This is a genomic window from Methylobacterium sp. 1A, from assembly GCF_058072805.1.
In genome coordinates this window covers 2,718,188-2,738,661 of record NZ_JBYQVE010000001.1, presented here as the reverse complement: position 1 = coordinate 2,738,661, position 20,474 = coordinate 2,718,188, and the positions used below count along the sequence as shown (strand labels likewise).

The following is a 20,474-nucleotide window of genomic DNA, read 5'->3' as shown; positions in this document are numbered from 1 at the left end:
TTCAGGCTCAGGTTTCGGGGGACGGCGCCGCACGCGCAGGCGTGCCGGTCACGGGACGGCCTGGGTCCGCCGGGTCGGATCGACCGCGTAGCGGGCTTTCAGCGCCTCGACAATCCGGCCCATGCGGCTGCCGTTCGATCCCTTCACCATGACGGCGTCGCCGGACCGCAGGGTCCGGGCGAGCGGCTCGAGCAGGTCGGCCGCGGTGTCGGCCACCGCGCCGCGGCGGCTCACCGGCAGGGCCTCGAACAGGTGGCGCATCAGCGGACCGGCCGTGAAGACGAGGTCAACCCGGGCCGCCTCGATCGCCTCCGCCAGGCCGCGATGCAGGTCGGGCGCGGCGGCGCCGAGCTCGAGCATGTCGCCCAGCACCGCGATCCGGCGGCCGCGGGGCCCGGTCTCGATCCCCGCCAGGGTCGCCAGCGCCGCGCGGACGGCGACGGGATTGGCGTTGTAGCTCTCGTCCACGAGGTAGGCGGTGCCGCCGCCGATCTCGAGGGCGGTGCGCTCGCCGCGTCCCGCCGGCGGCGTCAGGCCGCCGAGCGACAGGGCCGCACGGGCGAGGTCGGCCCCGAGGCTGTGGACCACCGCCATGACGCCCAGCGAGTTCAGCGCCGCGTGCCGGCCGGCGGTGCCGAGCTTGTAAGTGACGGGCTGGCCCATCACCACCGCGTCGATCACCGACAGGTTGGGCCGCAGCACGATTCTCAGGGCGCGGACGTCGGCATCCGCGTGCTCGCCGAAGGTCACCACCCGGCCCGCCCGGGAGGCCTGGGCGTGGGCGGCCAGGCGGTCGAAATGCGGGGCGTCGCGGTTCAGGATGGCGACGCCGCCGGGCTGGAGCCCGGAGAAGATCTCGCCCTTCGCGTCCGCGATCGCGGCCAGCGAGGCGAAATGCTCGATATGGGCGGGCGCGATCGTGGTGATCAGCGCGATGTCCGGCCGGACCTGCGCGGTCAGCGGCACGATCTCGGCGCCGTGGTTCATGCCGATCTCGAACACGCCGTAGCGCGCGGAGCGCGGCATCCGCGTCAGGGTCAGGGGCACGCCCCAGTGGTTGTTGTAGGAGGCCGCCGAGGCGTGGGTCTCGCCCTGCTCGGACAGGACGTGGCGCAGGGCCTCCTTGGTCCCGGTCTTGCCGACCGAGCCCGTGACCGCCACGACCTGCGCGCGCGTCCGGTCCCGGGCGGCGGCACCGAGGCGCACCATCGCGGTGAGAACCGGGTCGGCGCCCCCCTCGGGCACCGCCAGGACGGGGCCGTGGACCGCGAGCGCCTCGGCGCGCGCGGCGCTCACCACGGCGGCGCCGGCGCCGCGCCCCAGGGCGTCGGGGACGAAGTCGTGGCCGTCGCGGGTGTCGCCGCGGATCGCGAAGAACAGGTCGCCGGGCTGGAGCGTGCGGGTGTCGATCGAGGCGCCGCCGATCGCGCGCCCGGCGCCGGCCAACCGGCCGCCCGTCGCGGATTCCAGCTCCTCCCGCGTCCAGAGTGCGGTCATCGTCGGTCCCCCGTCGTCCTCAGGCCGCCGCGGCGATCGCGGCGCGCAGGACCGCGTGGTCCGAGAACGGCAGCGTGCGATCTCCCACGATCTGGCCGGTTTCATGACCCTTGCCGGCCACAACCAGCACGTCGCCCGGCCCGAGCCGGTCGACGGCGCTGTGAATCGCCTCCGACCGGTCGCCGATCTCCTCGGCGCCCGGCGCCGCGTCCAGGATGGCCCGGCGGATGGCGGCCGCGTCCTCGGTGCGCGGGTTGTCGTCCGTGACGATGACGACGTCGGCGAGCCGCTGCGCGATGGCGCCCATCAGCGGCCGCTTGCCCCGGTCGCGGTCGCCGCCGCAGCCGAAGACCACGATCAGCCGGCCCGAAGCGAAGGGGCGGAGCGCGGCGAGCACGCTCTCCAGGGCCTCGGGCTTGTGGGCGTAGTCGACGAGGCAGAGGCCGCCCCGTGCCTCGCCGATCCGCTCCATGCGGCCGGGGACGCCGGTGAGATGGTCGAGGGCCGCCAGGACGCCGTCGGGATCGGCCGCCCCCGCCGGGGTAGCCAGTGCGAGGCCGGCCGCCACCAGGGCATTCTCGACCTGGAACTCGCCGACGAGCGGCAGGCGCAGTTCCCGGGCCCGGCCCGCGAACAGGATCCGGGCGACCTGCGCGAACCCCTCCGTGCGGACCGCCTCGACCCGCAGGTCCCGGCCGCCCCGCCCGACCGTGCGGACCGGCCGGCCAGCGGCCGCGGCGGCGGCGATGACGCGCTCGGCGTAAGCGCCGTCGGCGTTGACGATGGCCGGGCGGCCCGGCGGGAGTAGGTCCGTGAAGAGGCGTAGCTTGGCCGCGAGGTACTCCTCGATGCTCGCGTGATAATCGAGATGGTCTCGGCCGAGATTGGTGAAGCCGGCCGCGTCGAGGCGCACGCCGTCGAGCCGGCGCTGCTCGATCCCGTGGGAGGACGCCTCCATGGCGAGGTCGGTGACGCCGTCCGCGGCGAGTTGCGCCAGCATCCGGTGCAGCGTCACGGGGTCCGGGGTCGTGAGGGAGCCGTACTGCGCGCCGCGGTTGGTGACGACGCCGACGGTGCCGAGGCTCGCGGAGTCGCGGCCGAGACGCGCCAGGATCTGGCGGACGAAGTCGGCCACCGAGCTCTTCCCGGCGGTGCCGGTGACCGTCACCACGGTCTCGGGCTGCGGGCCCGCGAGGCGGGCCGCCGCGAGGGCGAGCGCCCGGCGCGCGTCGGCGACCGGGATCCAGGCGACCGCGTCGGGCAGGTCGGCGGGACGAGTCCCCTCCCCCGCGACCGCGGCGGCGCCGCGCTGCGCGGCCTGCGCGGCGAAACGTCGGCCGTCGGCCTTCGTGCCGGGAACGGCGACGAACACCGTGCCGGTCGCGACCTGCCGGCTGTCGGCCGTGAGGTCCGAGACGGTCAGGTCCGCGGCGGGGCCAGCAGCCTCGGGGAAGAGGTCGGCGAGCCGCGCGCTCATCGCTGCACCCTCATCGATCCGATCTCACGGGCCGCCGAGCTGGTTGACGTGGTAGGCGTTGAGCTTGACCATCTGCGGGAACGGCCTCACCGGCGGCTCGAACTGCGGCGGCAGGCCGAGGATCGGCGCCACGCGCTCGATCACCTTGCCGGTGACCACGCCGGAATTCCAGGCCGCCGTGGCGTAGCCGCCCGATTCCGGCAGGCCCTGCGGCTCGTCCATGATCGTCACGAACAGGTACTTCGGATCGTTCATCGGCGCCGCCGCCATGAAGGTCGTGAACAGGCGGTTGTGGATGTAGCGGCCGCCGATGACCTTCTCGGCGGTGCCGGTCTTGCCGCCGACGAAGTAGTACGGGACCGCCGCCTTCTTGGCCGAGCCCTCGGCCGCGTTGAGCCGCATGATGTAGCGCATCGCCTCGGAGGTCTGGCCCGAGAGGACGTGCGTGGCCCGCGCCCGCGCCGCCTCCGGTGTCGTCTTGAGGAATGTGGGCGTCATCAGGTCGCCGCCGTTGGCGATGGCCGCCACCGCGGCCGCGGCCTGGATCGGCGCCACCGCGATGCCGTGGCCAAACGCGATGGTGATGGTGTTGATCTCGGTCCAGCGCGACGGGACGATCGGCGCCGCGCTCTCCGGCAGCTCGGTGCGCAGCCGGTCGAGCAGGCCCATCTTCTTCAGGAAGGCCTTGTGGCCGGGCACGCCGACGCCGAGCGCCATCTTGGCGGAGCCGATGTTGGAGGAGTGGGTGAACACCTCCGGCATGGTGATGACGCGGTTCGTGCCGTGGTACTCGTGGATCTTCTGCCGGCCCCAGTTGAGCACGCCGCCCCGGGTGTCGAAGGTCGAGTTGACGTTGTACTTGCCGGAATCGAGCGCCATGGCGAGGGTCATCGCCTTGAAGGTCGAGCCCATCTCGTAGACGCCGACATTCATCCGGTTGATGCGGTCGGGCGAGAGCGCGTCCTTGGGGTCGTTCGGGTCGAAATCCGGCATGGAGACGAGCGCGATGACCTCGCCGGTCTTCACGTCGAGGATCATCGAGGCGCCGGCCTTGGCCTTGAAGTGGTCGATGCCCCAGGCCAGCTCGTCGCGCACGGCGAACTGCGCGCGCAGGTCGAGCGAGAGCTGCACCGGCTTCAGGTCGGCCTGCTTGTTGATCAGCCCGAAGCTGTTGAGGGCCTGCAGCCCGGTTGAGTCGATGTACTTCTCCATACCGGCGATGCCGATGCCGTCGAGGTTCGTCGCGCCCAGGATGTGGGCGGCCGCGACGCCGTTCGGGTAGACCCGCTTGTGGTCTGGCAGGAAGCCGATGCCGGGGATGCCGAGCCGGTGGACCTCGGCCTGCTGCTTCGGGGTCAGCTCGCGCTTCACCCAGACGAAGCCCGCGCCCTTCTTGTCCTTGCGCTGCGTCAGCTTGGCGCGGAGCTCGGAGGCGTTGAGTTCCGGCAGGACGGCGGTGAGCAGCTCGACCGCCTCGTCCTTGTCGTAGATGTTGCCCGGCTCGGCGAAGACCGAGACCGTGCGGATGTCGGTGGCCAGGATCTCGCCGTTGCGGTCGATGATGTCGGGCCGGAAGGCGGTCGAGGACGCGGCCGCGACCCGGTGTTCCTGGCTGGGCGGCTCCCCGAAGATCGCCATCATCAGGAGCTTGGCCGAGATCGTCCCGAACACGCCGACGAAGACCAGCCCGACCATCGCGACCCGCAGGTGCGAGCGCTCGATCGCCAGCCGGAACATGCTGCGCAGGAGCGCCTTGGCGCGGTCGGCGCGCGGCTCGGGCTCGCGCGCCTCCTCCTCCAGGGGGCGCGGCGCGCCGGCGGCATGCGCCAGCGCGGCGGCTTCGAGCAGCGCCGCCTCGTGGTCCGACACGGCGGGCTCGACCGCCGGGTCTAGGGTCTCGTCGGCGTGATCGGACACGGGGGTTTACCTCGAAGCCGTCGTCGGGGTGCGGGTCGTGGTGACGGTGCGGGTGATCGAGCCGGTCGTGCGCGGCTCGATCGCGCCCTTGTCCTTGGGCGTCGCCGTGGCGGCGAGCAGACGGCCGATCTCGTCGCCGCGCTCCGGCCGGGCGGGCAGATCCGAGAGGCGCGCCAAGTGGCTGGTGCCGATCGGCTCCAGGGCGAGATGCTTGTCGACGGCCGCCTGGAGCCGGTCGGGCCGCGTCAGGAGCTGCCACTCGGCGCGCAGCACGGCGATCGCCTGCCGCTCCTTGTGCAGCGCGGTCTGGAGCTTCGAGACCTGACCGCCCTGGTAGAGCGTGTCGTACTTGATCGAGTAGGCGTAGATCGCCGAGGCGACGAGGCCGGCCACCGCCAGCAGGTTCAGGAGGCGGATCATCGGCGATGGCCTCCGCGGGCCGCGTCGGGCAGGCTCGCCAGCGCGGTCAGCGCGGCCAGCGGCTCGGGAACGTCGGATTCGGTGCGCTCCGCGGCCCGGAGCTTGGCCGAGCGCGCGCGCGGGTTGCGGGCGGTCTCGGCCTCGCCCGGCAGGACCGGGCCCTTCGTGACGGGACGGAAGCTGCGGACGGTGTCGACCGGGCCCCCGGGCAGGTGGCGGGAGCCCTGCGCGGAGCGGCCGCTGCGCGCCGCGAAGAACTGCTTGACGATGCGGTCCTCGAGCGAGTGGAACGTCACGACGGCGAGCCGGCCGCCGGGCCTGAGCACGCGCTCGGCCGCGTGCAGGGCACGGACCAGCTCGCCGAGCTCGTCGTTCACGGCGATCCGCAGGCCCTGGAAGGTCCGCGTCGCCGGGTGGATGTGGCTGCCGGGCTCGGTCCGGACCACGCCGGCGACGAGTTCGGCCAGCTGCGCGGTGGTCTCGATCCGCCCGCGGCGCCGCGCCTCGAGGATGGTCCGGGCGACCGCGCGCGAGCGCCGCTCCTCGCCGAAATGGTAGATGATGTCGGCCAGAACGGTCTCGTCGGCCTCGTTCACAAGGTCGGCGGCGCTCGGCCCGTCGCAGGCCATGCGCATGTCGAGGGGGCCGTCGCTGCGGAACGAGAAGCCCCGCTCCGGCGCGTCGAGCTGCATCGACGAGACGCCAATATCGAGGACGACCCGGTCGACCTGCGCGATGCCGGCCTCCGCGAGGAGGCTGTCGAGGTCGCCGAAGCGGCCGGAGAGGAGGCGCAGGCGCCCGCCGGACTCCGCGACGAGCGCCTGTCCGCCCGCGATGGCCGTGGGGTCACGATCGATCGCGACGACCTGCAGGGCCGGATCCGCCGCGAGGAGCGCGCGGGTGTAGCCGCCGGCACCGAACGTGCCGTCGACCGCGATCCCGCCCGCGGTGCCGAGCGCGTCGACGACTTCCGCGAGGAGGACGGGGACGTGCGGTTCAGCCGCCGCATCGCCGCCGCCGTAGCGGGGCGAACTCTCGGGGGAGGAGCGGCGCCGGCTCATGGCCGCCTCGACGCGCCGGCGCGCCGTGGCGCGCGCGGATGGGCGGATTGTCGGCGCGTCCCGGAAACCCGGGCGCGGATGCGGCTCGTGCGTCTCATGGTGCCCTGTGCCGGGCCGCGCGAGCGCGGCGCGCGTGACGGGAACGGCACCGGATGCGGAGCGCGCAAGACGCCGCGCACGGACGGGACCTGCGCGATGGCAGGGTGCGCCCGGCGATCCGATACACGCCGTTGACGGGAGGATGCCGGGTATCATGGGCCTCGGAGGATCGTCAACGCACAAGCTTGGCACTGCCGCGCGGACCGATCTGAACCCGGCAAGGTTAACCGAAGGTTTTTACCGCCGCGGAATCTTCGGCGCGCCGGCCGTCCGCGCGGGAACGCCGGCGGGGCGATAAAGCCTTGCAGGTGCAAGTCTTATCGGGAAGTGGATCAGCCGGCCTGTAAGCCGGGTTCTGTAGGGCCGGAGCGCTCGCGCGCGCCGGCGTGGCAGCCATTCCTCTGGGACGATCGTCGCCGATCGCCTCGAGCAACCAACCCGGGCGACTGGCCTGGAGAGCGGGCCTGCCCTTCTCGCGAAGGGCGCGCCGCCCCTATTCGGTCTTGCTCCCGGTGGGGTTTGCCGTGCCGTCCGCGTTGCCGCGTCCGCGGTGCGCTCTTACCGCACCCTTTCACCCTGACCCCGGACGGATCCGGGGCGGTCTGCTCTCTGTGGCACTGTCCCTGGGGTCGCCCCCGCCGGAGGTTATCCGGCACCGTCTCTCCATGGAGCCCGGACTTTCCTCCCCGAACGCTCGCGCGTCCGGAGCGGCCGCCCGGCCGGCTGATCCGCGGGCAGATGCGCCCGCGGGGCCGTCCGGGTCAAGGGCGCGGGCCCGCTACCAGGTGCCGGTGTTCTCCATCGACTTCCACGGCTCCTGTGGCTCCTTGGCGCCGCCCTTCTGGAGGATCTCGATGGAGATGCCGTCCGGCGACTTCACGAAGGCCATGTAGCCGTCGCGCGGCGGCCGGTTGATGGTGACGCCCTTCTCCTGCAATTTGGCGCAGAAGCCGTAGATGTCGTCGACCTGATAGGCGAGATGGCCGAAATTGCGCCCGCCCGAGTAGGTTTCCGGATCCCAGTTGTAGGTGAGCTCGATCAAGGGCGACTTGGTCGCTGAGGCCCGCTCGACATCGCCGGGCGCGGCGAGGAAGACGAGGGTGAAGCGGCCCTTCTCGTTCTCGACGCGGCGCACCTCCTTCAGGCCGAACGTGTCGACGTAGAAGGCGAGTGCCCGGTCGAGGTCGGCGACCCGGACCATGGTGTGCAGAAATTCCATCGGATCCTGTCCTGTTCTCTTCGAAGACGGACCACCGGCCCGCTCCGGCTGACTCGCCCCGCTAGCTAGCGGCCGGTCCGGCGGTGAGAAGGCCGTCCGATACAGACTCGGGACAATCGGGCCCGGGCGTTCGCGCGGTCGGACCCCGTCGAGCCGACCGGGCGGGCGTTTCGGCAGCCCCCGGCATCGTCGGCCTGGCGGCGGGCCTCGCGCCGCTTGCGTCCCGTCGGCCCCGCCGCGAACTCCCGATCCGCCGGAGGAGAGACCCTTCGGCCGAAAGTATGGGCGCGTCTTACCCAGCAAGATGTAGCCCGGCTGCGACGGATTCGTCTTACTCGGTGGGATGATGAGAGCGGTTTCGAACGTCGGGGGCCGTGATGAGGACGCAGGGATCCGAGGGCGGCAAGCATGATGCACAGATGATCGGTCTCGATGCGGCACGATTCCTAGCCGCAATGCTGGTCATGGTCTTTCATCTCGGCGCCTACGCGTGGCAGGCGCCGCTCTCGACGGCCGGGCGTGCCTTCGACTCCGCCGCAGCTTACCCCGGCCTGTTCGCCTGGACGTGGTTCGGATGGATCGGGGTCGAGTTGTTCTTCGTCATCTCGGGCTTCGTGATCGCCTACTCGGCCGAGCACGCGACCGCGCGCGCCTTCCTGCGCAGCCGCATCCTGCGCCTCGTGCCGGCGGTCTGGATCTGCGCCACGCTCACCGCCCTGGTCTCGCTCGCCATCGGCCGCATGGGGTCCGGTCGGCACGTGCTGCGGGCCTATCTCGACTGCGTCCTGTTCGTTCCGGTCGAGCCGTGGCTGGACGGCGTCTACTGGACCCTCGGCGTGGAGATCGCCTTCTACGCACTCGTCTTCGCGCTGCTGCGGCTCGGGCGATTCCGGAGCATCGGCCCGGTCTGCGCCGTGGTCGGCGGTGTGAGCACCCTCTTCTGGGTCGCGACCTTGGCCGTGCCGAACCTCCCCGCCCTGGCGGCGAACCGCGTGGCCGAGCTGACGCTCCTGCGCCACGGCTGCTTCTTCGCGCTCGGCGTCTTCCTGTGGTTGTCGCTCGTCAAGGGGCCGACGGCCGGTCGGCTCTGCGTGATCGCCGTCTGCGCCGTCGGGGCGCTCGTCGAGATCGGTGACGCGGCCGGGTCGTTCCTGTTCCAGATGGGCCGCAGCGAGGATCCGCTCCTCCCGCGCCTCGTCTTCGCGGGCTGCGTCCTGATGATCGTGGCCAGCGTGCTCGGCAACGCGTGGCTCCGCGCGCGGCTCGGCGAGCGGGGCTGCGCGCTGGCCCGACGGATCGGACTGATGACCTACCCGCTCTACCTCCTGCACAACGTCAACGGTGCCGCCCTGATCCACCGCCTCGTCGGCGGCGGGGTTCCGCCCTACGCGGCGCTCGTGGCCGCGTGCTGCGCCATGCTCCTGCTGAGCTACGCCGTGATGCGCTGGGCCGAGCCGTTCGTCCGCGCCCGCCTGTCCGCCACGCTCGACAGGGTCGGCCTCGAGCGGCCGCTCCGCGCGGAGGGCCGCCCCGCCCCGGGGCTCTGAGCCGGGCGAGGACCGCGCCACGCCGGCCGTTTCGACGGCTCCGATCGTTGCGCCGCGCGCTCCGAGGGACCAGAACGGGCCCGCCCCGCACCCGGAGTGAGCCGAATGCGCACCGAGACGCCGCCGCTGATCCGCCTCGAGGAATACCGGCCCAGCGACTACCTGATCGATCGCGTCGACCTCGACATCCGTCTCGACCCGCACGCGACCCGCGTCGACGCGACGCTGACGCTGCGGCCGAACCCGGCCGGCGTGCCGGCGGCGCCGCTCACCCTCGACGGCGACGATCTCCGGCTGGTCTCGGTCGCGCTCGACGGCGCGCCGCTGGCGCCCGACGCCTACGCGGCGACGCCGTCCGGCCTCGTCCTCCGCGATCCGCCGCAGCGGCCCTTCGCGCTGTGTCTCGTCACGGAGGTGGATCCGACCTCCAACACCAAGCTGATGGGCCTCTACCGGTCGAACGGCGTCTACTGCACCCAGTGCGAGGCGGACGGCTTCCGCCGGATCACCTACTTCCTCGATCGGCCGGACGTGCTGTCGGTCTACACCACGCGCATCGAGGCCGACCGGGCCGAGGCGCCGGTCCTGCTCGGCAACGGCAATCCCGTCGAGACCGGCGCGGCCGGGCCGGACCGCCACTTCGCGATCTGGCACGATCCCCACCCGAAGCCCGCCTACCTGTTCGCCCTCGTGGGCGGTCGGCTCGGGAAGGTCGAGACGCGCTTCACCACGATGGAGGGCCGCCCCGTCACCTGCGCGGTCTACGTCGAGCCCGGCAAGGAGGACCGGGCGGGCTACGCCCTCGACGCCGTCATCCGCTCCATGGCCTGGGACGAGACCGCCTTCGGCCGCGCCTACGACCTCGACGTGTTCAACGTTGTCGCGGTGTCCGACTTCAACATGGGCGCCATGGAGAACAAGGGCCTCAACATCTTCAACGACAAATACGTCCTGGCGAGTCCCGAGACCGCGACGGACGGCGACTACGCGGCGATCGAGGCGATCATCGCGCACGAGTACTTCCACAACTGGTCCGGCAACCGCGTCACGTGCCGGGACTGGTTCCAGCTCTGCCTGAAGGAGGGTCTCACGGTCTTCCGAGACCAGGAATTCTCATCCGACATGCGCTCCCGGCCGGTGCACCGCATCGCCGAGGTGCGCTCCCTGCGGGCGCGCCAGTTCCCCGAGGATGCCGGGCCGCTGCGGCACCCGGTGCGGCCGCGGGCCTACGCGGAGATCAACAACTTCTACACGGCGACCGTCTACGACAAGGGCGCCGAGATCGTCCGGATGCTGCGGACGCTGATCGGTCCCGAGGCCTTCCGGGCCGGCATGGACCGGTACTACGCCGACAATGACGGCCGCGCCGCCACCGTCGAGGACTTCCTGGCGGCCTTCGCGGCGGTGACCGGGCGCGATCTCGGCGCCTTCGCCCGCTGGTACGAGCGTCCCGGCACGCCCCGCCTCGCCGTCGCGGCCGCGTACGATCCGGCCGCCGCCCGCTACACCCTCCGGTTCGCCCAGAGCCTGCCCGGCGGCGGCGCGGAGCCCGACGGGCCGCCCCTGGTGATCCCCGTGGCCCTCGGGCTGGTCGGGGCGTCCGGGTCGCTGACCGGCGCGACCTGCCCGGACGTGCGGGACGGCGTCTACGTGCTCGACCGCCCCGAGGCCGAGATCGTGTTCGACGCGGTCGCCGAGGAGCCGGTCCCCTCGCTCCTGCGCGACTTCTCCGCCCCGGTGCGGCTCGACCTCGCCCTGACCGACGCGGAGCGGATGCGGCTCCTCGCGCAGGACAGCGACCCGTTCAACCGCTGGCAGGCCGCGCAGGACGTCGCTTTGCGGCTGATCCTCGAGCCAGACGCCGATCGGACGGAGGCGTTCGCCGCGGCACTCGGCCAGTTCCTCGAAGACGAGGCCCTGGCCGACCCGGCCTTCGCGGCCCTGGTCCTGGCGCTGCCGAGCGAGGGCGAGGCCGCCGACGCGGTGCCGGCCGACGTGGATCCCGACGCGATCCACCGGGCGCGATTCAACCTGCGGGCGCATCTGGGCCAGGCCCTGCGGCCGCGGCTCGAATCGATCGACGCGGCGCTCGCGCCGGTGGCCGGTGCGCCCTACAGCCCCGACGCCGCCTCGGCGGGGCGCCGGTCGCTCCGCAACGCGGCCCTCGACCTGGTCGCCGCCGGCGATCCCCGGGAGGGGGCCGCCCGCGCCGCCGCGCGGCTGGCCGAGGCCACCAACATGACCGACCGGCTCGCGGCCCTCGGCACGCTGGCGCTGATCCCGGGGGAGACCCGCGAGGCCGCCTTCGCGGAGTTCGCGGCCCGCTACGCCGACGAGCCCCTGGTCCTCGACAAGTGGTTCGCCCTCCAGGCCCAGATCCCCGAGCCCGGCACCCTCGACCGGATCGCGCGGCTGCAGGAACACCCGGCCTTCACCATGACCAACCCGAACCGCGTGCGGGCGCTGATCGGGAGCTTCGCGTTCGGCAACCCGACCCAGTTCGCCCGGCGGGACGGGGCGGGATTCGCCCGCGTGACCGAGACGGTCGCGGCGCTCGATTCGACCAACCCACAGGTGGCCGCACGGCTCCTCACGGCCTTCGGATCCTGGCGCCGGCTGGAAAAATCACGCGGCGCCAAAGCGGTCGAAATGCTGAATGGGATCAAGGCGATCCCGGGGCTTTCCCGGGACACCGCCGACATCCTCGCGCGCACCCTCGGAGGCGGCTAACCGTCTGAACCTGCGGTAGAAATCGATTCTCGGGCTCCCGGGCAACACCTGGGTTCCGTCAAGCCCTTATGGTAAAAAATCCGTGGACAAACTGCCCCCCGAAGTGATTGTATTCAGTCAGATTCGGGGGGCCTTCGGGGGCCGGGTGCCCACACCGGATCACAGTTCCCACGGGCGAGGTTCGGCCATGCCGGAGGCGGCTTCCGCTTCCTTCTCCGCGCGTGCGGATTCGAGTCTCACGATCTCGTGGCCCATGCGGAGCCGGGATCCGCGGCTCGGCCAGGCCGAGCGCTGGCTGCGCTACGCCGTGCCGGGAACGCTCGCGGTGTTCCTGGCCTGCCTCGTCGGGCTCGCCACCCTCCATATCCAGGGCCAGCGTGCCGAGATCCTGGCGGGCGCGAAGGCCGAGGTCGAAGGCTTCGCCCGTCTGGCCGCGCGGGCGGTGGATCCGGCCGGCACCGTGGCGGAGGACCTGCGCGCCCTGATGCCCGAGAGCGAGCGGCATCCCGGCCGCCGCCTGCTGGTGGTCCGCCCCGACACCCGCATCGTCGCCGCCCATCCGCCGCTGCCGGCCGACCGCACGACCCTCTCGGCGGTGCTCGGCGAGAGCGAGCCGCTCTCCGGCCTCGGCGAGCGCGCCGGCGCGATGGCCCTCGAGCTTCCCGGCGGCGAGAGCGTGCTCGCCGCGGTGCACAGCCTGCCCGGCGGCGCGGGACAGGTGGCGGTGCTCCAGCCCATCGAGCCGCTGCTGCGTGGCTGGAGCGCCCGGACCCGCGACCAGATCGTCCTGATCGCCGCCGCCGCGATCGTGATCGTCGGAGTCGGGCTCGCCTACGGCCTGCAGACCCGCCAGGCCGCCCGCGCCGACCGGGCCCGCGAGCAGATCCGCGGCCGCCTGGAGACCGCCCTGCGCCGGGGCGCCTGCGGGTTGTGGGACTGGGACATCGCGCGCGGCCGGATCTACTGGTCCGATTCGATGTACACGCTGCTCGGCTACAGGCGGCAGCACGAGTACCTCTCGTTCGGGGACGTCAACGGCCTCGTCCATCCCGACGACGGCGACCTGTACAGCCTCGCCCGGGGGCTCGCGGCCAACCAGACGCATATCGATCACGCCTTCCGCATGCGCGGCGCCGACGGGGCCTACGTCTGGCTGCGCGCCCGCGCCGAGGTCGTGGCGGACGCCGCCGACGGCGGCCGCCACCTCGTCGGCATCGCCAACGACATCAGCGAGCAGCGGGCCCTGGAGGAGACCAACGCCGCGGCCGACATGCGCCTGCGCGACGCCGTCGAGGCGATCTCGGAAGCCTTCGTGCTCTGGGATACCGGCAACCGCCTGGTCCTGTGCAACTCGAAATTCCGCCACCTCCACGCCCTGAGCCCCGAGGATGCGCAGGCGGGCCGGAGCTACACGGACGTGATGGGACGCGGCGTGCTGCCCCAGGTCCGGCGGGAATCGCCCGAGGCCGGGATGGCGCTGACCGACATGGCCGCCCGCACCTTCGAGGCGGAACTCGCCGACGGCCGCTGGCTGCAGATCAGCGAGCGGCGCACGAAGGACGGGGGCTACGTGTCGGTCGGGACCGACATCACCAGCCTGAAGCGCAACCAGGAGCAGCTCCTCGCCTCCGAGCGCGAGCTGATCGAGACCGTCAAGGACCTCAAACGGTCCCGCCGCACCCTCGAACTCCAGACCCAGCAGCTCGCGGACCTCGCCGAGCGCTACCTCGACCAGAAGGCGGCCGCCGAGGCGGCCAACCAGGCCAAGGCCGAGTTCCTGGCCAATATGAGCCACGAGCTGCGCACGCCGCTCAACGCCATCATCGGCTTCGCCGACGTGATGGAGAACGCGGTTCTCGGGCCGCTCGGCACCCCGCGCTACACCGAGTATTGCCGCGACATCCGCGAGAGCGGTTCACACCTGCTGTCCATGATCGACGACATCCTCGACATGGCCCGGCTCGAGGCCCGGCGCGTGCGCCTGAGCCCCAGGGCGATCTCCGCCGAGACCGCGATCAGCGCGGCCCTCGCGCCCGTCGAGGCGGCCGCCCGCGAGAAGGCGATTACCGTCAGCGTCGACGTCGTGCCCGGCCTCGAGCTGCTGGCCGATCCGCAGGCGATCCGGCAGATCCTCGCCAACCTCGTGCAGAACGCCGTGAAGTTCACGCCCGCCGGCGGCCGCGTCGCCGTCCGGGGCCGCCGCGCCGGCGCGTGCACCCACCTCTATATCGAGGACAACGGCATCGGCATCCCGACTTCCGACCTCGCCCGCCTCGGCCGGCCCTTCACGCAGGTCGAGCGGCAGATGACCCGGTGCCACAAGGGTTCGGGCCTGGGCCTCGCCATCACCCGCTCGATGGTCGAGCTCCACGGCGGCTCGCTGCGGATCCGCTCCGAGGAGACGGTGGGCACCATCGTGCTCGTCCGCCTGCCGGCCACGCCGGCCGAGCGCCCGGAGGCCGTCGTACCGGCCGGCTCGGCCCCTTCCGCGACGGCCGATTCCACGATTGTCAGGCGCGAGGCGCCGCGGGCGGGCCGTTCCGCCGCCTGAGCGGGACCGTTCACGGACGCGGATCGAGCCCGCCGCGGCGTGCGAGGCGGCCCTGTTCCGCGTGCCAGCGCGCGTCCGCGACGGCGCGTGCCAGGCGCCGGATGCGCCAGCGCCGGTACAGCGACAGGACCGGGTTGCCGCCGAGACCGGCCTGATGCCGGCTCAGGCGTCGCAGCAGGTCCGGCAGCTGCGCCGAGGCCGCCTCGCCCGTGGCGATGTCGATGGCCCGCATTTCCGCCCGGAGCCCCGCCTTCCAGTCGTCCATGACGCCCGCCTCCGCGATCATCGCCCGCCCCCGCGGCCGGCCGGAATTCCCAACAGCCCGCCCGCCGTCTCGCCCGCGGCATGAGTACACGCCGGAAAACCCCCCGTTCCGGATCCGGGTTTGCCCCGCAGGTGGTCCGCCCGGCGGACCGGACTGGAGAATACGGCCGATGCGATTCAGGACAACGTACCGCTGCACGCTGGCGCTCCTGCTCGGGCTCGCCGCCGGGCCCGCGCTCGCGCAGAGCACGGGCTACGTCACGGGCTTCCCGGGCAAGGATCCCGCGGGCGACGAGGAGATCGGCTGGGGACCGGCCTACCGGCCCGAGACGAGCTTCGCGCAGCCCGGCACGCCGCCGACCCCGGGCGCGATCGCCGGCCGCGCCTATCGTGCCCGGACCGGGCACGGCGTCTACGATCGGGTGCAGGGCGACGGTCTGTACCGGGGCCGGTAGCGGGCCGCACCGCGGTTTCAGGGCGCCGTGGACTCGCCGCGAGAGGATGGGGTTGAGGCGCGAGAACCTGTCCCGATCGCTCTGGAACGGTTTGATAGGGCGGCGGCTCCGAACGCGACAGCCGCGCCATCGCCCCCTCTCCCGTGCGGGAGAGGGTTGGGGTGAGGGACAAGAGGCCTCTCGGTCGAGCGCGCCATTGCCGGTCGGCCAGACTGCGCTTCGTTCGGACAGACCCGATCCCTCACCCTGTCCCTCTCCCGCACGGGAGAGGGGACCAGCGCCGCGTGCGGAACGCGCTGAACCGGCCCTAGCGCCGCCGCAGGGCCCGCTTCGCGGCCGCGCGCGCGTCCCGCTCGAACCGGGCGAGCCGGAGGCGCCGCTCCAGCGAGATCACCTGTCGACCGGGCGGGACCGCGATGATCTCGGCGACCGGAACCCGGTCGCGGTAGAGACCTTCCAGCGCCGATCCTTCCAGCGTCGCCGAGTCGAGCCGGTCGGCGAAGCCGGTCTCGTGGCAGGCCCGCACGATCTCGGCCTCGAGCAGCAGGCCCGGGGCGTGGCCGCGCAGATCCTCGTCGTAGGCGGTCTTCAGCAGGGTCGCGGTGCCGCCGCTGACCAGGGCGAGGCTGACGGCGACAGGCCGGCCGTCGAGGGTCAGCGCGTCGGCCCGGACGGCGACCGGGCCCGGAACCGCGCTGAACAGCGCCCTGGCCAGCGCGGCGCCCTCGGGCCGGCAGGCCATGGCGGTGCCGGCCTGCCCCTTCCAGCCGGCGCGCTCCAGGTCGAGGAAGGCCGCGACGAGGCGGGCGAGGTCCGATCCGCCCGTGGCGCACGCGTGGGCGACGGTTCCGGTCTCCGACAGGCGGCGCGCCCGGCGGCGCAGATCCTTGAAGCGCGCCCGGCCGGGATGGTCGGCGAGGAACGCCGCGTGGTCGGCGCGCCGGTCCATGACCGGGCGGTCGAAGCCCGCCACCGTGCCGATGGCCCAGCCGCGCGCGCGCATCGCCGCGAGCATCTCCGGCACGGCGCCCTCCCCGGTCGGCAGCAGCGGCCAGCGCCAGGGGCATCCGCCGGAGGCGGCCTCGAGGCCGGCCACCAGGGCCAGCGCGTGCGCGGCCCGGTCCGGACCGTCGGCGACCAGGGGAGCCGTGGCGGTCACGTAGGGCGAGAGGAAGGGCCGCAGGACCCGGCCGCCAAGGCCCGTCAGGTCCCGGGCCTCACGGTACGGGAGCAGCCCGACGAGACAGTCGCCCGCGCGGACCGTGACGTAGCGGAGGGCCTCCGGCAGCAGCCCGGCGGTCCGATGGGCCTCGATGACGTGCCGGGAGAAGTGCGGGTGCGCCGCGGCGGCCGCCGCGACCAGCGCGTCCCAGGCCTCCGGCTCCGGCGCGTCGCCGAGGGTGACGACGGCTCCGGACGGCGCGCGGAGGGGGCTCGCCGGGATCATCGGACCGCTCCGGCGGCCCAGACCGGGGTCGGAAGCCCGTGGATCCGCCCCGCGGCGCGCGCGAGCAGGGCGGCCCGGCCCACGCTCGCCACCGCGACCGCCACGGCCGCGCCGAGCGTCCCGAGCGCCGGGACCAGGGCGAGGCACAGGCCGGCGGCGGCGAGGAGACTCCCCGCCGTGATGCCGGCGCAGAGCCGCTCCCCGCCCAGCATGGTCAGCAGATCCTCGCCCGGGCCGAACAGGCTCGCCCCGACGCTGCCGGTGATCAGGATGCACAGGATCGGCACGCTGTCGCCCAGACCCGGCCCGAACATGGCCAGCAGCAGGGGGCTGACGGCCAGGATCGCGCCGCCGACCACGAGCGTCGCGGCCGCCGTCAGACGGCCCTGGCGCCGGACCAGCTCGGCGAGGAGGAAGCGGTTGGCCTGCGCTTGGGCGGCGCTGTAGCGCTGGAGCGTCGCCGCGCTGACCGCGTAGTGCACGAACACCACGAATTGCTGGATGCGGGTCGCCGCGAAGTAGATCCCGACCTCGGCCGGGCTCACCAGGGCGCCGAGCACGATCACGTCGACGAAGGTGAAGCCGGCATTGGCGAGGTCGATCGCGGCGATCGGCAGGCCCGTGCCGAGCCACGTGCGCCACCGGTAGCGGTGCGGCCCGGCCGGCAGCTCCCGCCGGAGCCGCGCGGCGAGGAGGGCGGCCTGCAGGGCGGTCGCGACCGCGGCGGCGACCAGCATGCAGGCCATCGCGACCTCGGCCCGGGGCGGCGCGCCGAGCAGGATCGCCGCGACCATGCAGGCCATCATCAGAGTCTGGCGCAGCAGGTAGGGCGGCGCGATGGCGAGCCCGACCCAGTTCTGGCTGCGCGCCACACCCTCGAGGTAGTCCTGGAGCGCGAAGAGCGGCATCACGCAGAGCGCGACCAGGATCGGTGCCCAGTAGGCGGGGGCGAACAGGTCCGGCTCGAGCGCGAGCAGCGCCGCGCCGAGGCAGGCGACGGCGAGCGCCGCCCCGCTTGTCACGAGGGCGCCGGCCCGGATGTAGCCGCGCGCGAGGTCGAGGTCGCCCTGCGCCTGGTCGCCCGGCACGAACCGGCAGGCGCCCTGCGAGAGGCCGAGGGTCAGGGTGTGGCCCAGCATCGCGGTCCAGACCCAGACCGACGCGAAGATCCCGTAGGCGTCCCAGCCCATCAGCCGCGCCGCGAGCACCTGGGCGCCGTAGGCGAAGCCGGCCGACCCCACGCGGATCGCGAAGACCGTCAGGGCCGCCCGCTGCGGGCCGCTGCGCAGCGCCCGGAGGTGCCGGAGCGCGAGGACAGGGAGGGCCGTGGCTGACACTACGCGCTCCGCGCCGGTCCCGAACTCGGCGGGAGGCCGATCTCTGGCCGTCCGGTCTAGCCCGGGGCGCGTTGCGGCTCGGTTAAGGGCGGCTGGGCCGGGGCCGCCTTGGGCTCCTTGGGCGCCTCGGTCCGCATCAGCGAGGTGGCGATCGTCAGCGCCACGTGCTCGGCCATGCAGCGCAGGCCGAGGTCGTTGAGCCGGAACTGGCGGCCGAGCATGTGACCCTCGCCCTTGTCGCTGCGGCGCGACAGGTACTGCAGGGCCTCGTAGCGCCGGACCAGCGGTACGCCCTGCTGGGTCGCGACGCTCCGGACGGCCTCGACGATCCGGTTGTAGTCGACGTCGGCCGCCATGCTGGCCGTGTAGATCGGGTCGACCAGCACCACGTCGATCCCGTGCGACCGCATCCAGCCCACGGCCTCGGCCAGCGCGCTCGCGAAGGCGTCCACGTCGACGCGGGCGATGGCGTCGTGGGTGCCGACCTGCCAGACGACGAGGTCGGGCTCGGCCTCGGCCACCATGGTGCGCAGGCGCTCGGCGGCCCCGGAGGCGATCTCGCCCGGCAGGCCGCGGTGGTCGATCACCACGTCGACCTTCGGCAGGGCGTGTTCCAGCGCGGCCTCGAGCTTGGCCGGGTAGGAGGCCGAGGCGCCCGGCGCCGCGCTGCCGCCGATCGCCAGGATCTTGAGCGGACGGTTCTCCGCCAGCGCCGCCTTGACGGCGCCGAGCTGGGCGACGCTGTAGAGCTGCGCCCCCGGGACCCGGCATTCCTGCGACAGGGCCGGATCGTCCGCCACGGGGCCGGCGGCCTGCTCGGCCGCGGCCGCGCCGCCGGCGGGGCCCGACAGCAGGAGCGCGGCCAGCGCCGCGGCGAGCCGGGCCCGCGTCATGCGCGGGGTCGCGACGATCTGCTGCGGCTGCGCCATTCGACGAACCATGCCGTAAACCCCAGCCCGACCAGGCCCGAGCCGGCGACCAGCATATCGATCAGCGCGCCGCCGCCCGTCTGGAAACGCACGAGCTGTCCGATCAGGCTCAGGATCGAGCCCATCGAGAAGACAGCCAGTGAATTCCGGCCCATCTGACTCAGATAACCGACGACGCGGCCGATTCGGGGGGCGAGCACCGCGTAAAGCGGTGCAAACGCTAACAATACCCCCAGGAAATGAACCAGTCGCGCCGGGGTCAGGTAAGTCTTCTCGAACGTGAACAGCAGGCGCGGCTCCGGAACGAGCATCGGATCCGGGCGGATCTCCGTCACGGCGAGCACGATCCCGAGGATAACGATCACGACGCCCGCCGGGATCAGGCGCCGCGACCAGCGGCGCAGGGCGTCGGAGCGGAGGTTCCAGCCCTGCAGGACGAAGCCCAGGACGAGCAGGAGCTGCCAGCAGAGCGGATCGAAGAACCAGTCGCCCTCGCCCGGCCAGGACGGGACGTTCCACCCGAAGACGAGGCTCGCGAGATAGACGCTCACGGACAGGCCCAGGGCCCCGAGCAGGCTGAAGCGGCCGACCAGGACGAAGACGGGCGCGATGCCGATCAGCAGCACGTAGAGCGGCAGGATGTTGAAGTAGCCGAGCTGGTAGGTCAGCAGCGCCATCCCGCAGACCGACTGGATCGGGTCCGCGAAGAAATTGCCGGCATTGTGCCACTCGAGGATCAGCGGGTTGTCGAGCAGCAGCGCCGCCCCCGCGATGATCGCGAGCGCCAGCAGCATCACGGTGAGCTGCGCCCGGTAGACCTCGACGGTGCGGGCGAGGAGCCGCACGACGCTCCGGCCCGGCGGCTCCGGGTTGCCGTCTCGCCCGCGGGTGGCGATCCCGATCGACCAGCCGGCCAGAAACACGAACAGCTCGGCCGCGTCCGAGATGCCGTACTGCGAGAAGGTGTAGCGCTCGAAGGTGTTGCCGGGGATGTGGTTGATGAAGATCGTGATCAGGGCGAAGCCGCGCCAGAAGTCGATCGCGTTGGGGTCCCGCATCGTCGCGGCGGCTCCGAGTTTCGACGCATCAGGATGGCGGCGGCGGGAACGCGGCCCCTGATACGGCGCCGCATCGCTTCTGCAAAGGCGAACAAAGGTGGGGATCGCGCGGCCCGATCGAACCGGACGGTCACACCCGCGTTATGGCCCGGCACGGAGTTCCGCACCCATGACCCGCCCCCTCACCGCCCTCGGCCTCGCGATCCTCCTGCCGGTCCTGGCGACCGGCCCCGCGCTGGCTCAGGCCCAGACCGGCACCGGCGGCGGCCCCGCCTCCACGGCGACCGCCCCCAACACCTCGTCGGTCGGCCGCGTCATGCCGCCGAGCCGCGGCGCCGGTGCCGAGACGCCGGACGACCGGCGCGTGCGGACGCCGCGCGAGGCGAAGAACGACAAGCTCATGCGCGGCATCTGCATCGGCTGCGCCCCCCGATAAGGGGGGCAGCGACGGGGTGGCGACCCCGCG

The 20,474-nt window shown here is 72.9% G+C and carries 16 protein-coding genes and 1 other RNA gene; 5 read left to right on the top strand and 12 right to left on the bottom strand.

All coding sequences use genetic code 11. The features are described from left to right. Positions 1–48: 48 nt before the first annotated feature. The 7 genes from ACX9MN_RS13380 to ACX9MN_RS13350 form a co-directional block, all read right to left on the bottom strand. On the bottom strand, positions 49–1,497 hold the full coding sequence (locus tag ACX9MN_RS13380; protein WP_489724686.1) for a UDP-N-acetylmuramoylalanyl-D-glutamyl-2,6-diaminopimelate--D-alanyl-D-alanine ligase: 1,449 nt from the start codon (positions 1,495–1,497) through the stop codon (positions 49–51). 19 nt (positions 1,498–1,516) lie between these two features. Continuing rightward, positions 1,517–2,974, bottom strand: coding sequence for a UDP-N-acetylmuramoyl-L-alanyl-D-glutamate--2,6-diaminopimelate ligase (locus ACX9MN_RS13375; protein ID WP_489724685.1), 1,458 nt, complete (start codon positions 2,972–2,974; stop codon positions 1,517–1,519). Between the two features lie 24 nt (positions 2,975–2,998). Beyond that, positions 2,999–4,843 (bottom strand): peptidoglycan D,D-transpeptidase FtsI family protein, encoded by a 1,845-nt coding sequence (locus ACX9MN_RS13370; protein ID WP_376738867.1) that lies wholly within the window; start codon positions 4,841–4,843, stop codon positions 2,999–3,001. Between the two features lie 54 nt (positions 4,844–4,897). Next, positions 4,898–5,311, bottom strand: a complete 414-nt coding sequence (gene ftsL, locus ACX9MN_RS13365) for a cell division protein FtsL (RefSeq protein ID WP_012319332.1) — start codon at positions 5,309–5,311, stop codon at positions 4,898–4,900. Continuing rightward, on the bottom strand, positions 5,308–6,372 hold the full coding sequence (gene rsmH / locus ACX9MN_RS13360; RefSeq protein WP_489724684.1) for a 16S rRNA (cytosine(1402)-N(4))-methyltransferase RsmH: 1,065 nt from the start codon (positions 6,370–6,372) through the stop codon (positions 5,308–5,310). The genes ftsL and rsmH overlap by 4 nt, the downstream gene beginning before the upstream one ends. 427 nt (positions 6,373–6,799) lie before the next feature. Further along, positions 6,800–7,198: RNase P RNA component class A (gene rnpB, locus ACX9MN_RS13355), an RNA gene on the bottom strand. 51 nt (positions 7,199–7,249) lie between these two features. Further along, positions 7,250–7,690 (bottom strand): VOC family protein, encoded by a 441-nt coding sequence (locus ACX9MN_RS13350; protein WP_056534063.1) that lies wholly within the window; start codon positions 7,688–7,690, stop codon positions 7,250–7,252. Positions 7,691–8,109: 419 nt separating this feature from the next. Between ACX9MN_RS13350 and ACX9MN_RS13345 the strand changes: the two genes are divergently transcribed. The 3 genes from ACX9MN_RS13345 to ACX9MN_RS13335 all read left to right on the top strand — a co-directional run bounded on the left by ACX9MN_RS13345 (position 8,110) and on the right by ACX9MN_RS13335 (position 14,518). Next, the gene (locus tag ACX9MN_RS13345) at positions 8,110–9,237 is read left to right on the top strand and encodes an acyltransferase family protein (RefSeq protein ID WP_489724683.1); all 1,128 of its coding nucleotides are present in this window, start codon (positions 8,110–8,112) and stop codon (positions 9,235–9,237) included. A 105-nt stretch (positions 9,238–9,342) separates the two neighbouring features. Beyond that, complete coding sequence (gene pepN, locus ACX9MN_RS13340; protein ID WP_489724682.1) at positions 9,343–11,967, top strand: aminopeptidase N; 2,625 nt, start codon at positions 9,343–9,345, stop codon at positions 11,965–11,967. A 253-nt stretch (positions 11,968–12,220) separates the two neighbouring features. Beyond that, the gene (locus ACX9MN_RS13335; RefSeq protein ID WP_244540790.1) at positions 12,221–14,518 is read left to right on the top strand and encodes a PAS domain-containing sensor histidine kinase; all 2,298 of its coding nucleotides are present in this window, start codon (positions 12,221–12,223) and stop codon (positions 14,516–14,518) included. Positions 14,519–14,528: 10 nt separating this feature from the next. Here the strand turns inward: ACX9MN_RS13335 and ACX9MN_RS13330 are convergent, their stop codons facing one another. After that, a complete protein-coding gene (locus ACX9MN_RS13330) occupies positions 14,529–14,783 on the bottom strand; it encodes a hypothetical protein (RefSeq protein ID WP_026605077.1) in 255 nt (84 codons plus the stop codon). A 169-nt stretch (positions 14,784–14,952) separates the two neighbouring features. On the opposite strand from ACX9MN_RS13330, the gene ACX9MN_RS13325 reads away from it, so the two are divergent. Further along, a complete protein-coding gene (locus ACX9MN_RS13325; RefSeq protein ID WP_482960396.1) occupies positions 14,953–15,237 on the top strand; it encodes a hypothetical protein in 285 nt (94 codons plus the stop codon). Between the two features lie 307 nt (positions 15,238–15,544). On the opposite strand, the gene ACX9MN_RS13320 is transcribed toward ACX9MN_RS13325, so the two are convergent. From ACX9MN_RS13320 to ACX9MN_RS13305, 4 genes are read right to left on the bottom strand one after another with little or no spacing between them, the layout of a single operon-like run. Beyond that, positions 15,545–16,684 carry a GNAT family N-acetyltransferase gene (locus ACX9MN_RS13320; protein ID WP_489724681.1) on the bottom strand — a complete coding sequence of 380 codons (1,140 nt, stop codon included), beginning with the start codon at positions 16,682–16,684 and terminating at the stop codon, positions 15,545–15,547. Continuing rightward, positions 16,681–18,021 (bottom strand): lipopolysaccharide biosynthesis protein, encoded by a 1,341-nt coding sequence (locus tag ACX9MN_RS13315; RefSeq protein WP_489724680.1) that lies wholly within the window; start codon positions 18,019–18,021, stop codon positions 16,681–16,683. Before ACX9MN_RS13315 ends, ACX9MN_RS13320 begins: the two co-directional genes overlap by 4 nt. 56 nt (positions 18,022–18,077) lie before the next feature. Beyond that, the gene (locus tag ACX9MN_RS13310) at positions 18,078–18,950 is read right to left on the bottom strand and encodes an SGNH/GDSL hydrolase family protein (protein WP_447696117.1); all 873 of its coding nucleotides are present in this window, start codon (positions 18,948–18,950) and stop codon (positions 18,078–18,080) included. Further along, positions 18,911–20,008: an OpgC family protein gene (locus tag ACX9MN_RS13305; RefSeq protein WP_489724679.1), complete on the bottom strand. Its 1,098-nt coding sequence runs from the start codon at positions 20,006–20,008 to the stop codon at positions 18,911–18,913. Before ACX9MN_RS13305 ends, ACX9MN_RS13310 begins: the two co-directional genes overlap by 40 nt. 169 nt (positions 20,009–20,177) lie before the next feature. Between ACX9MN_RS13305 and ACX9MN_RS13300 the strand changes: the two genes are divergently transcribed. Further along, positions 20,178–20,444: a hypothetical protein gene (locus ACX9MN_RS13300; RefSeq protein ID WP_331298934.1), complete on the top strand. Its 267-nt coding sequence runs from the start codon at positions 20,178–20,180 to the stop codon at positions 20,442–20,444. The last annotated feature ends 30 nt before the right edge of the window (positions 20,445–20,474 follow it).

Excerpts from the sequence above, each read along its gene's own strand:
- ACX9MN_RS13325 (WP_482960396.1), top strand. The coding sequence starts at position 14,953 with ATGCGATTCAGGACAACGTACCGCTGCACGCTGGCGCTCCTGCTCGGG.
- ACX9MN_RS13335 (WP_244540790.1), top strand. The coding sequence starts at position 12,221 with ATGCGGAGCCGGGATCCGCGGCTCGGCCAGGCCGAGCGCTGGCTGCGC.
- ACX9MN_RS13310 (WP_447696117.1), bottom strand. The coding sequence starts at position 18,950 with ATGGCGCAGCCGCAGCAGATCGTCGCGACCCCGCGCATGACGCGGGCC.
- rsmH (WP_489724684.1), bottom strand. The coding sequence starts at position 6,372 with ATGAGCCGGCGCCGCTCCTCCCCCGAGAGTTCGCCCCGCTACGGCGGC.
- ACX9MN_RS13330 (WP_026605077.1), bottom strand. The coding sequence starts at position 14,783 with ATGGACGACTGGAAGGCGGGGCTCCGGGCGGAAATGCGGGCCATCGAC.
- ftsL (WP_012319332.1), bottom strand. The coding sequence starts at position 5,311 with ATGATCCGCCTCCTGAACCTGCTGGCGGTGGCCGGCCTCGTCGCCTCG.
- ACX9MN_RS13375 (WP_489724685.1), bottom strand. The coding sequence starts at position 2,974 with ATGAGCGCGCGGCTCGCCGACCTCTTCCCCGAGGCTGCTGGCCCCGCC.
- ACX9MN_RS13350 (WP_056534063.1), bottom strand. The coding sequence starts at position 7,690 with ATGGAATTTCTGCACACCATGGTCCGGGTCGCCGACCTCGACCGGGCA.
- pepN (WP_489724682.1), top strand. The coding sequence starts at position 9,343 with ATGCGCACCGAGACGCCGCCGCTGATCCGCCTCGAGGAATACCGGCCC.
- ACX9MN_RS13300 (WP_331298934.1), top strand. The coding sequence starts at position 20,178 with ATGACCCGCCCCCTCACCGCCCTCGGCCTCGCGATCCTCCTGCCGGTC.
- ACX9MN_RS13305 (WP_489724679.1), bottom strand. The coding sequence starts at position 20,008 with ATGCGGGACCCCAACGCGATCGACTTCTGGCGCGGCTTCGCCCTGATC.
- ACX9MN_RS13380 (WP_489724686.1), bottom strand. The coding sequence starts at position 1,497 with ATGACCGCACTCTGGACGCGGGAGGAGCTGGAATCCGCGACGGGCGGC.
- ACX9MN_RS13345 (WP_489724683.1), top strand. The coding sequence starts at position 8,110 with ATGATCGGTCTCGATGCGGCACGATTCCTAGCCGCAATGCTGGTCATG.
- ACX9MN_RS13320 (WP_489724681.1), bottom strand. The coding sequence starts at position 16,684 with ATGATCCCGGCGAGCCCCCTCCGCGCGCCGTCCGGAGCCGTCGTCACC.